Below are 14,827 nucleotides of genomic sequence, written 5' to 3'. Positions count from 1 at the left end.
CGTTTCCGACAAAAGACACCTGGCGGTGTGTGAACCTACGTAAGGAAGGATATATTTAGTTCAATGATCTAATAATGAACCACATGCATTCTTAAATTGGGAAAATGAAGTAATAATTACCAAATTGGGAATGCATTTACAGGCGCAGTCGATATACGTTTTGTTATATCCTTAATGTGCGCTCATACCGTAATAAGAACCTTTTAGCGGCCACAATGCCGGCTGCACCCTCCGGAGTGGAAGCGCTACGTATTAATAACTGTTTCCCAGAATAGGAACCCTGAACAGTATGATCCAAAATCCGGCAACTCTCCGGATTTGCGCAGGCCACAGGGCACTTGCACGCTCATTATTGGCCGTCCGGCGGGGTGTGCCACCAATGTTGCCCCAGTGGCCACCCTTCTGCGCCATCTAATGCACCGCCACACAAGTAAATGAGCCGTTTTCCTCCCGGAAAACGGCTCATATAAGCTATACCCTGTATGCCAGGGGCCCATCAGTAGGCCCCTACGCGCCTAATACACCTGGTTACGGCCGCTCTGGTTTACCAGCTGCTGCACTTCCTGGTTGAAACCGGCTTCCGCCCGCAACTCTTCCAGCGGAATATGGAAGCGGTATTTCCAGAAGTGCGTGGGGTTAGCCGGCACGTTGATTTGCTCTTCCAATGGGTCTTGGCGGCGCAGGCGACTATCCATGGCCAGCAAATCCTGCAGGGGGAAAATAGCCCACATAGCCGGCGAGTACAGATGCTGCACGGTTATTTCGCGAGCCACCCACGGCTCGCAGTACTGCGGGGCCTGCTCGCCCCAGTGGCCCAGAATGGTTTCAAAAAACTTCTGGGTTTGCTCCCGGTCTTCCTCCCACCAGCCGCGCACCGTGCTCATGTCGTGGGAGCCGGGGCTTACCACGCTCAGGTATGGGGCCGCATTGGGGTGGCCGAATTCCACGCTGGAGTCGGAGGGCATACGCTGGATGTTGAGGCCCAGGATGCCCAAAGCCTTCATCACGCCCGGTACCGACTCGGGTACCATGCCCAGATCTTCGCCGCAGATGAGCATATCGGTGGCCCAGCGCACGGCCGGCAGTTTTACCAGGCCCTGGCGGCGCCAGAAATCCTCGTGGCGACGGAAGAAGAAGTCGATATATACCTCGTGCATACGGGGACGGCTCTGCTCGTCCAGCTCTTTGAAGGAGCGGCTCAGGTACACCGTAATGCGCGGGTGGTAGAAGTCGGGCCGCAGGTCGTCGGGTACGAACAGCACCTCATTGGCCAGCTTGTAAAGGCCGGTCCGCAGCCAGGTATAATGCTCGGTGTTGGCGGGGTCCTGCTGGATTTTGTCAGCAAAAACGGCCTCCATCTGGCGCTGGGTGCGCACGTGCTCCTTCAGACGAATGGCGCCGTGGCCGGCATCTTCCATAAACTCATCGAACACGCTCTGAGCCTGACCATGGAAGATTTCCTGCAGGATGTGCCAGCGGATGTAGGGCTCACACAGGCGGCCGTAGTCGAACCAGCCCAGGCGCTGCTCAATCTCGTGGCGGTGCAGGGGCAAAGCGGGTGAGAAGTGCCCAAGCAACCCCTCTACCGAGTGGCCGGGAATTTCCCAGATGCGGAAAAAGCCCAGGATATGGTCGATGCGCAGGGCATCGAAGTAGCGGGCCAGGTGGCCCATCCGCTGCTGCCACCACTGGTAGCCATCCTCCGCCATCCGCTCCCAATTGTAGGTTGGGAAGCGCCAGTTCTGGCCCGTCACCGAGAAATCATCGGGGGGGGCGCCGGCCTGCTGGTGCATGTGGTACAGCTCAGGCTGGGTCCAGGCATCCACCGAGTGGCGGTAAATACCAATGGGCAGGTCACCCTTCACCACCACGCCGTGCTGGCGGGCATAGTCCACGGCGTCCAGCAGCTGCCGGTCGAGGTGGAACTGGGTGAACAGGTGTACGCCAAATTCGTCGAACTCGGGGTTGTCTTCGCGCACCAGCTCGGCGGCCACGGCAGGTGAGCGGAACTCTGCGGGCCACTGCGTGAAGTCGGCGGTGCCGAACCGGTCGCGCAGGCCGCAGAAAGCAGCGTAGGGCAGTAGCCACGCCTTCTGCTCGTCGCGGAACAGCTGGAAATCGGGGTTGGCCAGCAAGGCCTTCTTCTCTTGGTGGTAGAGCTGCTTAATAAAGCGCCACTTGGCGTTCATCACCGGCTCGTAATCCACAAAATCCTTGGCGTTGAATTCCTCGCGCAGCCGGGCCAGCTCCAGGCGGGCGGCTTCGTCCTGCAGCTCAGCAACCGCCTCAAGGTTGAGGTACTGGGGGTGCAGGGCAAACACCGAAATAGCGGCGTAGGGGTAGCTGTCGACCCAGGTATGCGTAGCCACCGTATCGTTGATGGGCAGTACTTGCACCAGCTTCAGACCGGTAGCCACGGCCCAATCCACCAGTAGCTTAATGTCAGGGAACTCACCCACGCCCAAACCCTGGCGGCTGCGCAGGGCAAATACCGGCAAGGCTACGCCCGCCCCGCGCCAATTGCCGGTGGGGTAGCGGAACTGGTCGTCGGCTTTTACGCGCAGGGTACGTTTATCTTGGGAAGCCGTAATCAGACGGTCCTCCCCAGCTTCCAGCTGCACAATCTTTTTCTCGCGCGGGTCCCAGAGGCCGTATTTATACTGAGCCGTCTGCTCGGGATTTTCCAGGGCCACATCGGCGCACCAGGTGGGGTAGTCCGCATCCGAGAGTACCACGGCTTTTTTGGCATCCCAGGCTCCCAGGGCCGGGTCGGAGCCAAGCACGCAGATCTGGTGGTCGGAGTCGACGCGCGGAGCCGCCAACTGAAACCGCACCACTGACCCCGCCAGGCGGGCGGCCTGACTAGCCGGGGCTGAAGCCGGGCGGCGCATCAGGGCTTTGGTAAAAGCGGCGGTGTGCAGCTCGTTTTCGGGCAGAGCCGGGGCCCGCCAGTAATCCTCCAGTACAATACGGGTAAACTGGGCCGCATTGTAGCCGATGGTGCGGTTTGCGCCCCACTCCCAGTGCTTGCCCCCATCCCGGTCGTCCAGCAGCACGTATTTGTACTCAACCGTACCCAACTGGTCGTCGGGCAAGCTGATTTCCTGGGTCCAGTAGCCGGAATCAGGCTGGTAGTGCAGGCTCAGGGCTTGGTCGAGGTTCCACTGGCCCAGGCTGGGCAGCGAGCCGCAAACTACCAGGCGCTGGCCCCAGGCCGTGCGGAAGGGTAGCGTAAAGCGAAGAATCATCGGGGGCTGATGGATAAAAATGGGGCCCGAAGATACTGCTTAATAGGGTAAAACGGCACCGGTGATGCCCGGTTAATGCGAGAAGTAAGGGGGAAATCAGGTGCTTTTTTTTCAAAGCTAATGCCCAATTGATGTGACGTTGATGCCGGGTTGATTTTCCTTGGGTGGGCAAAGTGAGTGCTCAGTAACCGTGCGCGCCAGAAGTGCCCCGCAAGCCAAACCGCGGACCTATTGCCCGGTGCGCTGGTATTTTTTCTGACGGGCACGCAATGCCTTGGATTTCTGCCGGCCCAGGCTTTGTAGCGTCACTACCAGGTTCTTTTCAGTTTCGGGATGCCTGATTTCTACTTGTTCTTCCTGGTGCTCCGGAAACACAACTACCAGGCGCAATGGCACACCGGCTGGTACCTGCAGCAGAAAAAACCCCTCAGAGTTCGTGCTGGCGGTAATCAGCTTTTTCCCTGCTACGCTTACTGTGGCCCCCGCCAGGGGTTGGCCGGTATTGCTGAATACGGCGCCGGTAAGCGCAACAGTGCTGCTGGCAGTACTGGCTGCGGGTAGGGTTTGCGCCTGGCTGCTGATTGTGGAGCCTGCAAACAGGAAACCGGCTAGTATCAACAACAAATAACGGGGGGAAATTGAAAAAGTGCGCACAGGTAGGTGAGTTGGTAGTAGAAGAGAGGCGATACACTGGAAAACGTTCGGAAAATACAATTCTTCCTTAGCCCGACCATGCCTGGTCGGTGGAGTCGGCGGATTACACGCTGGATTTCGGCTCTAGGTCGATTAAAATGCCCTAAGCCAACCCGTTCAACGGTTTTTCCGTTTGGCCCACTGAGTTTCATCCATATAGTCTGCCTTTTGCCGGTTATTCTACGTCGTATCCTGTATGGCCTATTGGGCCTGATTGGGCTGGTGCTACTATTCGTGGCCGGCCTTTATCTGTATGTGCAAACGCCTTCGGGTCAGGATTTTGTGGCCCGTAAGGCTGAGGGCTACCTGCGCAATAAGCTGCAGACTGAGGTGCGCATTGGTAAGTTTCGCTCCGACTTCCGGCACGCCATTAGCTTCGACGGAGTGTACCTGGAAGACCAGCGGGGCGATACGTTGCTGTCGGTGGGACATCTGGGCCTGGATCTGGACTTGTGGGCCCTCACCAAGTCGCAGATCAATCTGAAAAGTCTGGAGCTGAACGACGGACGGCTGGCCATTAAGCGCACCCAGCCCGACAGTATCTCCAACTACGATTTTATTGTACGGGCCTTTGCCAGCGGGGATACTTCTACGGTGAAAACTACCCCGGCCGATACCACCGGAGCCGGGTTTCAGTACAATATCGGGGACCTGCGCCTGACCAACATCCTGCTCACCTATAACGACCAGGTGGACGGGATGAACGTGCGCACCCGGGTGGGCGAGCTGGCCGTGAGCATGGACGAGGTGGACGTGGATGGCTCCACCTATAGGGTAGACCAGGCCGCTTTGCGCAACACCGGTGTTACCATCGTGCAGACCAAGGTGCCGCCGGACACTCCCCAGGATACGGCCGCTTTGCAGCTGGAATTTGGCCTGAACCGGGCCCAGCTCCAAAACGTGAGCCTGAGCTACCAGAACGACCCCTCGGCCCAGTTCATTAGCACCCGCATTGGCGAGGCCGACGTAACGGCCGACAACATCGACCTGAAAAACAGCCGGGTGGCGCTGAACACGCTCAAGCTCAAGAACACCACTTTCGCCTACGCCCAGAACGAGAATGTGCCGGTGGAGCAGCGCGTGGTGAACCCCGCCGAAGCTGTGCGCGACCTGAATGCCTCGGTGGAAAACGCCACGGGCAAGGAAGCCAGCTGGGTGGTAACGCTGAAGCAGTCGGATATCAGCGGGGTAGATGTGGCCTTCGACAACTTCAACGAGCCCCGGCAGCAGACGCGCATCCGGGGTATGGACTACAACCACCTGAAGTTCACGAACCTCACGCTCAATACCGAGAACCTGCGCTACTCCCAGGATAGCACCACCGGCCGCATTACCCAGCTGGCCGGGCAGGAGCAGAGCGGCTTTGCCGTAACCCGCGCCGCCGCCGATGTGCTGTACGACGCCCACCGCATCCAGCTTAACAACCTGGACCTGGTAACGCCCCATAGCCACCTCAAGCGCCGCATGGGTATTGGCTTCAAAGACCTGGCGGCCATTCCCGACGACCTGCCCAACCTGCGCCTGAACGGCGACCTGCGCCAGGCCCGTCTGGGCTTCCGCGACGTGCTCTACATCACGCCCAGCCTGATTGATACGCCCCCGTTCAGCAGTGGCCCCAATCAGTCGTTTCTGATTTCGGGGCTGGTGAGCGGGCGGCTGGGCGACTTACGGGTGCAAAACCTGGATTTTGTGGGCTTCCGCAACTCCATCGTGCGCGGCTCGGGCCGCATCCAGGGCCTGCCTAACACCGACGACCGGCTGGTGCTGGACCTGAACCTGGGCTACGTGCGCACCACTGAAAACGACCTGCGCAGCCTGCTGCCCAAGGGCACGCTGCCGGAGCTGGGCATCAACCCCGATGCTCCCATGGCCATGAGCGGGCAGGTAAAGGGCCGCATCAGTAACCTGGCCCTCAATAACCTCAGCTTCCAGGGCTTGCAGGGCACCCGCATCCGTACCACCGGCCGGCTTGTGGGGTTACCCAACACGGACCAGCGGCTGTTCGTGGACTTCAACATCAGGGAATTCACCTCTACCGCTGCTGATATTCGGGGGATTCTGCCGGCCGGCACCATTCCGGCAGGCTACAGCCTGCCTCCCCGCATTTCGGCCACCGGCACGTTCCGGGGCCGGCCCACGGCGCTGATATTTGATACCGACATGCGGGTGCAAAGCAGCTTCGGCAACCTCGCGGCCAAGGTAAATGTGGGCGAAGGGCCCGTGGGCCAGGAGCCGGTACGGGCCGTGTTCAGCACTCAGGGCCTGGATGTGGGCAAGTTCCTGAACGACCCCACCATTGGCAAGGTAACCGCCAACGGTACCCTCACCGGCCGCGGCGGCCTCGACCCCAACCAGCTGTGGGGCCAGCTGAAAGCCAACGTGCAGCAGGCTACTTACAACGGCTACACCTACCGCGGCATTACGGCCAACGTGGACATCGACCGGAACCGCTACGTGGTGGAAGCCAGCAGCAAGGACGACCCCAACCTCAACCTGGATGTGCTGGCTACCATTAACCTGCGCAACGCCGCCAACCCTACCTACACCGTGGACCGCCTGAACCTGCGCGGAGCCAACCTCACGGCCCTGGGCTTCTACTCCGGCGGCGACCTGCGCGTGCAGGGCGACCTGCAGGCCAACCTCAGCGGCTCCGATTTGAACACGCTAAACGGTACCTTCTCGGGCCGCCGCATCGTTATTGTAAACAACAACCAGCCGTTTGCCCTGGACTCGGTGAATGGGCGTATTGTGCAGCGTACCGGCCGCACCGAGGTAGATTTTGCCAGCTCGGTGGCCGACGTGACGCTGCGCGGCAACACCCGCCTCGGCGACCTGGCTACGGCCCTACAGCAGCACATCGACCGGTATTTTGATTTGCCCGGGGTGCAGTTCCGGCCCGGGGGCGAGTACCGGCAGTTCTCGTTTGAGGCCAACGTGAAGCAGCCGCGCCTGCTGCAGCAGCTGGTGCCCGACCTTAAGCAGCTCACGCCCTTTAAGCTCACCGGCAGCTACGACAGCCGCCAGGCCGACCTGCGCCTGAACACGGCCATTCGCCGCATTGTGTATATGGGCTATGCTATGGACTCGCTGAAGCTGGCCGTGCAGTCCGACCCGCAGAAGCTGGACTACGCCCTGGGTTTGCGGCAGGTGAGCCAAGATACCACCCTCACCATTCCGAACCCCAGCCTTACGGGCAGCATTCAGAACAACGAAATCGGGACGCGCCTGCGCATTGCCGAGTCCGACAGCGCCGAGCGGCTGAATCTGGCCGGGGCGCTGCGGGTGCTCAACCAGGGTGAGGCCTACGTCTTCCGCTTCGATCCCAAGCTGATGCTGGACCAGAAGCAGTGGGATACCCCCCAGGACAATGAGCTGCGCTATACCACCGGCACCGGGGCCATCTTCGCCCGCAACGTGAGCTTCTCGCGCAACCAGCGCCGCCTCAGCCTCGAAACCCTCACCGGGCCCCAGTTTCCGCTGCAGGTGAACATGCAGAACCTCGAAATCAACGCCCTGGGCCGGGCCGCCGGCTTCCAGGACTCCCTGATTGCCGGTACCCTGAATGGGCAGGCCGTGGCCTACAGCCTGGGCCAGCCTAGGCAGGCCTTTACGGCCAATGCCACCCTGGGCGGCTTTGCCTACAATAAGTCCATTATTGGGGATGTGGCCGTGCAGGCCACCAACCCCACCCCCGACCGCTTCAACGTGGATGCCCGCCTTACCAACCAGCAGGGTATGGATGTGCGCGCCGTGGGTTACTACCTGGCTACGCCGCCTTCGCCCATTCAGTTTGATGTGAACGTGAACCGGCTGGACCTGAAAATCATCGAGCCCTTCTCCCTGGGCCAGCTGCAGCAGATGGGCGGGGGCGTAACCGGGCAGCTGGCCGTAACGGGCACGGTAAACCGGCCCGATATCAACGGCACGCTTACCACCACCCCCGACGCCACCTTCACGCTCAGCCAGCTGGGGGCACCTTACTTCCTGAAGTCCCAGGAAATTGCGTTTACCAACCAAGGCATTGGGTTTGATGACTTTGAAGTGACAGACTCTCTGGGCAGCAAGGCCACTATCAACGGCCGGATTCTGACTACTGACTACGTGTCGGATTTCCGCTTCAACCTGGAGGCTACCACCGACAACTTCTTGGCCGTGCAAAGCTCCCGCCGCGAGAACAACCTGTTCTGGGGCAAGCTCTTCGTGGATTCCGACTCCCGCATTACCGGCTCGCTGAACCTGCCGGTGGTGCGTACCCGGGCCCGCGTGGCCGACGGCTCCAACCTGTTTGTGGGCATCCCCACCGACGACCCGGTGAAGGTGGAGCGCGACGGTATTGTGGAGTTTGTGGACAAGAGCGCGCCCATTGACACCATGCTGGCCCGGCAGCTGGCCCTGGATACCGCCCAAACCGCCGCCGGCTACGACATTCAGGCCGTGGTGACGGTAACGGAAAACACGCCCTTTACCATTGTGGTGGACGAGGCCTCCGGCGACAACCTGAAAGTACAGGCCAACGGCACACTCAATACCGCCATTGACCCATCGGGCTCCATTACCCTCACCGGCCGCCTCGATGTGGCCAAGGGCAAGTACCAGATGTCGCTCTACGATCTGGCCTCCCGGGAGTTTGATATTGCGCCCGGCTCGTCCATCACCTGGAGCGGAGACCCCTACAATGGGCAGGCCAACGTAACGGCCCAATACAACGTGCGCGCCGCTCCCGCCGAGCTGATTGCCTCCCAGGGCCTGGCCGATGAGACCCTGAACGCGCTGGGCCGCAATGCGCTGCCCTTCGTCGTGGACCTCAAAGTGACCGGGGAGCTGCTCAAACCAGTGATTGGGTTCGACATCCGCTTGCCCGAGGAAGCCCGCTCCGATTTGCGCGGCCCTATTGAGGCGCGCCTCACGCAGCTGCGGCAACCATCCCAGGAAAGCGAGCTGAACAAGCAGGTATTTTCATTGCTGGTGCTGAACCGCTTTATGGCCGACGACCCCTTCCGGAGCAGCAGCGGCAACCTAGTAGCCCAGCAGCTGCGCGGTTCAGCCAGCCAAGTACTTACTCAGCAGCTCAACAACCTCACTGGCTCCTACCTCTCCAACCTGGGCGTGGAGCTGGGCGTGAACTCTTACGCCGACTTCAGCAGCGGGCAGGAGAAAACCCGCACCGACCTGAACGTGGCTGTGCGCCGCCAGCTGCTCAATAACCGCCTCACCGTGCGCCTGGGTACTGATGTGCCTCTGGGCGGCGGCAACCAGGCCAGCACCGGCCAGAACGGGGCCGGCGTGAGTGCCTTTGCCGGTGATGTAAGCGTGGAATACAACGTGCTGGCCAACGGCCGCATCCGCCTGCGGGCTTTCCGCAACAACGCCTACGGCGACATTGACGGGCAGTTTGTGCGCACCGGGGCCTCGCTCATCTTCCAGCGCGACTACCAGACCCTGGCCGACCTGTTCAAGGGCATTGATGATAACGTGAAGGAGGAGGTGAAGCTGGAAAGTCGCCGCCGCCGCCAGGACCGCCGCGCCGGCCGCGACTCCACCAACGCTGCCCCCAACCCCCGCCCCGATTCCCTGCGTCAGCGCCCGGTGGCCCGCCCCGACTCGGCCCGGCGCGCCAGCCGCCCGGTTTCCCGCCCCGATTCTACCCGCCGATAGTTTTATACAGAAGCGGTAGGTTTCCCACCGCCGCGTCTCTTTCCTGATTTCTGCCTGCATGCTGCCTCACCTGCCTTTTCTGTCCAAACCACCACAAACGGCCGACTCTACTCGTCAGGGGGCTGCTCCGAGATGGAGTGGCTACCAGGCTGCCGGGTTGAGCGTGGGCTTGGCATTGCTGGCAGCCTGCTCGGGCACCAAGTTCATTCCGGAAGGCAGCAAGCTGTACACGGGTAGCACCGTGAAGGTGGAGTCCAATAGTCCCATCCCGAAAGAAGCGGAGCTGACTACCGAGCTAACCGGCGTGATTACGCCCAAGCCCAATGCCTCCATTCTGGGGCTGCGGCCCAAGCTGTATTTCTGGCACATGGGTGAGGGCAAAACCAAGGGCCTGGGTCACTGGCTGGCCAACAAGTACGGCGAGAAGCCCGTGCTGCTGAGCCAGGTAGATACCCAGAAAGTAAAGGGCCTGATGGTAAACCGCCTGTACAACAACGGCTACTTTCAGCCTGTAGTACACAGCAAGGTGCAGGTAAAGGGCCAGACGGCTTCCGTCGATTATACCGCCACCGTGGGCCGGCCTTACACCATCAAGGAAATTTACTTTCCTGAGGGCGACTCCCTGCTGCCCCAAGCCGTGCGCGCCACCCAGGCCGCCTCGTTGCTGAAAGTAGGCGACCCATACAGCCTGCAAACCTTCACCAACGAGCGGCTGCGCATTGATCAGGCCGTGAAGAACCAGGGATTTTACTACTTCAACCCTGATTATCTGCTGTTTCAAGTGGATAGTACCCTGAACAACCAGGTGAATGTGTACCTGCGCATCAAGGCCAAAACGCCCGCGCAGGCCGCCAAGCCTTACTTACTGAACCGGGTGCGGCTGAACACGCGCTATTCGCTGTCGGATACGGTACTGGCCGAGCGGCCCGTCAACTACCAGGGTTACCAGTATTATCCCGATGAGAAGGTGTTTAAGGCCAAGGCCATTACCAACGCCGTGTTCCTCTACCCCGACAGCCTGTACCGCCGCCGCCGCCAGGACCAGACGCTGAGCCGCCTGATGAGCCTGGGTACCTTCAAGTACGTGGATATCGGTTTTCGGCCAGCCCGCCAGAAGCCGGATTCGGCGGGCTACGGCTTCCTGAACTCCTACGTGCGCATGACCCAGCTGCCCAAAAAGAGCCTGCGGGCCGAGGTGCTGCTGGTGAGCAAATCGAACGGGTTTACGGGGCCCGGCTTTCAGGTGCAGTTCCGCAACCGCTCGGCTCTGCGCGGGGCCGAGCAGCTGCTGGTGAACGTAACCGGTACTTTCGAAAACCAGACCCGCAGCAACACCAACACCATTGGCCTCACCAGCTACGAGCTGGGGGCTACGGCTCAGCTGGTGGTGCCCCGCCTCATTACGCCCCCTTTCGATATCCGGCTTAAAAACTCCGACTTTCAGCCCCGCACCACGTTTGGGGTAGGGGCCAAAACAGTTACGCGCCTCGATGCCTTCACCCAGCAGGCCTTCAACGTAAACTACGGGTACACCTGGAAAAATAAGCTCACCAACGAGCAGGAGCTGCGCCCCATCGATGTGCAGTATCTGCGGCTGAGCAACCAGTCGGAGGCGTTTCAGCAGCTGCTGCTGGACCGGCCATTTCTGGCCAACTCCTTCCGGCAACAGTTCATCCTGTCCAGCTCCTACCGCTACACCTACAACCAACAGGCGCTGGAGCAGCGCCGCAACCAGATTTACTTCAGCGGAGGTATTGAGGTAGCCGGCAACCTGGCCTACCTGCTCAGCTCTCTTTCGGGCCAGCCGCGCATCACCAACGAGGATGGCAGCCAGGCCTATACCTTGCTCAGCCAGCAATTCGCGCAATACACCAAGGTTGATCTGGAGCTACGCAACTACTTCCGCACCTCGGCTAACCCCAGCAGCGGCAACAAATTTGCTACCCGCCTGCTGGTAGGCGTGGGCCTGCCCTACCAGAACTCCCGGGTGTTGCCCTACCTGAAGCAGTACGGCATTGGCGGCCCCAACAGTGTGCGGGCCTTTGCCGCCCGGGGCCTGGGGCCGGGCACCTACCGGGCCCCTATTGCTTCTGAAAACAGCTCGTTCTATGACCAAGTGGGCGATATGCGCATCGAAGCCAACGCCGAATACCGCCAGGACCTGTTTCCGTACGTGAAGGGGGCGTTGTTCGTGGATGCCGGTAATATCTGGCTGATCAATCAGGACCCCAGCCGCATTACGGTGGACAGCAACGGCAACCCCGACGGTAAAAACGGTCAGTTCTCGCCCAGCACCTTCCTCAAAGAGCTGGCCGTGGGGGCCGGGGCCGGCATCCGCATTGATGTGCAGTTCTTCGTTATCCGCTTTGATTACGCCTATCCTTTGCGGGTACCCTACAACAATACCGAAGTAGTGCGGCCCAGCCTTAACCAGTCATTCAACAAAACCGATTTGGGTGCCGGCCGCCTGAATATTGCCATTGGGTATCCGTTTTAAAGATGTTACTGATAGTGCAGAGCAACATGCCATCCTGAGCAAAGCGAAGGACCTTCTTCCGTCAGATCGGGCCGCTTGTACGGGCATCATTCTAACGGGAGAAGGTCCTTCGCTTTACGCAGGGTGACACTGGTTGACTGATTACACCTCCGCCGCCATGCGTACTTCCACCGGTGCGCCTACAGTTTTACGGGTGGGCACTACCGTCACTACCACGTACTTGGAAGTGGGCGTATTGCTGGTTTTGGCCACGCTGCCCACTGGTACCAAGGGATTGGCCTCGGGGAAGTAAGCCGCCACGTTACCTTTCGGAATATCGTAGGGAATGGCAATAAACTTCTCTACAGTGCGCTTTTCACCCTTGAAATGGCTGGTAATGTCAATGAGGTCTTTCGCCTTGAGGCCCCGGTCCGCCATGTCCTGCTCATTCATGAATAGGACCCGCCGTTCGCCCAGCACGCCCCGGTACCGGTCGTTGTAGTCGTAAATAGTGGTGTTAAACTGGTCGTGGCTGCGCACCGTCATCAATATCAGCTGGTCGGCTTCCAGGTCGCGCTGGTAATGCTCCAGCTCCGTGGTGGTGAAGTTGGCCTTGCCGTTTTTGGTGGTGAACTTCCGCTCCCGGGGGCCATTGGGCAGGTAGAACCCGCCGGGGCGGCGCAGCTTTTCGTTGAAGTTCTCGAAGCCCGGAATTACCCGGCTGATGTGGTCCCGGATGACGTCGTAGTTTTCCGTCATGGCCACCCAGTCGGCAATGTTGATTTTGCTGCCGAAGGTGGCAATGGCTATGCCGCAGAGAATGGCTACCTCGCTCATCATCTGGCCGGGCAATGGCACCAGCACACCCTTGTTCTGGCTAACGACGCCCATGGAGTTTTCGCAGGAGGTCATCTGATGGCCCGACTTCTGCATGTCCACATCAGCGTGGGTGAAGCAGGGCAGCAGCAGGCTGGTTTCGCCGGTAGTCAGGTGGCCCCGGTTGAGCTTGGTGCCCACAAATACCGTTAGCTTCTGCTTGCGCATACCTTCGGCAATAACCTCCGTGTCGGGGCCAGCGGCCAGCAGGTTGCCGCCCAGGCTGAAAAACACCTTGGTCTTGCCCTTATACATGGCCTTGATGGCCTCTACGGTATCGTAGCCGTGCTCGTAGGGTGGCTGAAAGTTGAACTCCTTGCCCAGCGCATCCTGAAACTGCTTGGTGGGTTGCTCCCACACCCCCATGGTCCGGTCGCCCTGCACGTTGGAGTGGCCGCGCACCGGGCAGGTACCCGCGCCGGGCTTGCCAATGGCACCTTTCATCAGCTGCAGGTTCACAATTTCCTGAATGGTCTGCACGCCCTGGCGCTGCTGGGTTACGCCCATGGCCCAGCAGGTAATAATCTTTTGCTTAGTAGCAATCAGGTTAGCCGCTTCCAGCAGCTGAGCCCGCGAAATGCCACTCAACTCCTCAATATCCTCCCAGCTGGTGTTGCGCACGTTTTGCTCAAACGACTCGAAACCAGTAGTGTATTTTTCGATGAAGGGGCGGTCCACTACCTGGCCGGGGTTGCGGTCCTCGGCCTCGAACAAATGCTTCATGATGCCGCGCAGCAGGGCCATATCCCCGTCCACGCGCACCTGCAGGAACAGGTCGGTAATCTGGGTGCCGTCGCCGAGCAGGGCACCCAGCGCCTTGAAGGGATTCATGAAATCCTGAGGATTTTTGAACGCCATCAAACCGGCTTCCGGCAGCGGATTCACGGAAATGATTTTGGCCCCGTTGCGCTTGGCCTTTTGCAGGGCCGTGAGCATCCGTGGGTGGTTGGTGCCCGGGTTCTGGCCAATAATCAGGATTACCTCGGCCTCGTGGATGTCGTTGAGCGTGACGGAGCCCTTGCCCAGGCCCAGCGTAGGGCTCAGAGCCGCCCCGCTACTCTCGTGGCACATGTTGGAGCAGTCGGGCAGGTTGTTGGTACCCAGTAGCTTGGCAAACAGCTGGAACAGGAAGGCCGGCTCGTTGGGTACTTTGCCTGAGGTGTAAAACACCGCCTCGTGGGGCGAGTCCAAGGCATTCAGGTTGTCGGCAATCAGCTGGAAAGCATCCTGCCAGGCAATGGGTGAGTAGTGGTTGTCGCCGGGACGCTTTACCAGCGGATGAGTGAGGCGGCCGGCGTTGTTCTGGTCCCGGTCCGTCATCTGGGAGAGTTGGGCCAGGCTGTGCTTGGCAAAAAACTCGGGTCCGGCAGCTTTGTCATCGGCATCCGAGGCGGTGGCCTTGGCCCCGTTCTCACAGAACTCAGCTACGGAGCGGTGGTCGTCGGGGTCGGGCCAGGCGCAGCTGGAGCAGTCGAATCCATCCTTCTGGTTCATGTTGAGCAGTCCCCGGGTACCCCGGTTCAGCCCCCCTTCGCTCCAGCTAAACTCCATGGACTTAATAACTGCCGTAACGCCGGCCGCCACCTTGGCGCGCTCTTCCAGCCTGAGGCCAGTAAACACTTCCGGGGGCTGGGCCAGAATGGGGTGGTGGTACTTGGCGTTGGGTACGTCGGGGGCTGGTATCACGCTTTCGTCACGTTCGTGCTGAGGATCGGGTCGGTAGTGGTCGGGAGCAGGTGCCGTACCCTGGTCGGGACGGTCACCGCTCTTGGGCTTGTTCTCAGCCTTTTGCTGGGGCGAGTTGCCCGCTTTGCCGGGGTCACTGATGGGGGAATCTTCCATGGGGGCGGGAGTGAAGAGTAGAAAAAGAAACAGGCAA

At 60.2% G+C, this 14,827-nt stretch carries 5 protein-coding genes; 2 read left to right on the top strand and 3 right to left on the bottom strand.

Going from position 1 to position 14,827, the window contains the following annotated elements; all coding sequences use genetic code 11:
- Positions 1 to 515: 515 nt before the first annotated feature.
- Positions 516 to 3,248: a 4-alpha-glucanotransferase gene (locus EI290_RS02145; RefSeq protein WP_125426247.1), complete on the bottom strand. Its 2,733-nt coding sequence runs from the start codon at positions 3,246 to 3,248 to the stop codon at positions 516 to 518.
- 228 nt (positions 3,249 to 3,476) lie between these two features.
- Positions 3,477 to 3,872, bottom strand: coding sequence for a carboxypeptidase-like regulatory domain-containing protein (locus tag EI290_RS02140; RefSeq protein ID WP_185816806.1), 396 nt, complete (start codon positions 3,870 to 3,872; stop codon positions 3,477 to 3,479).
- 237 nt (positions 3,873 to 4,109) lie between these two features.
- Here EI290_RS02140 and EI290_RS02135 point away from each other — a divergent pair, with 237 nt between their 5' ends.
- Together EI290_RS02135 and tamL are read left to right on the top strand one after the other, a co-directional pair.
- Entirely contained in the window at positions 4,110 to 9,596 is a 5,487-nt protein-coding gene (locus tag EI290_RS02135; protein ID WP_185816805.1) for a translocation/assembly module TamB domain-containing protein, read from the top strand.
- Positions 9,597 to 9,654: 58 nt separating this feature from the next.
- The gene (gene tamL / locus EI290_RS02130; RefSeq protein ID WP_125426238.1) at positions 9,655 to 12,093 is read left to right on the top strand and encodes a translocation and assembly module lipoprotein TamL; all 2,439 of its coding nucleotides are present in this window, start codon (positions 9,655 to 9,657) and stop codon (positions 12,091 to 12,093) included.
- 141 nt (positions 12,094 to 12,234) lie between these two features.
- Here tamL and EI290_RS02125 read toward each other — a convergent pair whose 3' ends face one another.
- Entirely contained in the window at positions 12,235 to 14,790 is a 2,556-nt protein-coding gene (locus EI290_RS02125) for an FdhF/YdeP family oxidoreductase (RefSeq protein ID WP_125426235.1), read from the bottom strand.
- Positions 14,791 to 14,827: the final 37 nt, after the last annotated feature.

The sequence above is a fragment of the Hymenobacter metallilatus genome, assembly GCF_003944705.1.
GTDB lineage: Bacteria > Bacteroidota > Bacteroidia > Cytophagales > Hymenobacteraceae > Hymenobacter > Hymenobacter metallilatus.
This window is presented reverse-complemented; position numbering and strand designations above follow the sequence as displayed.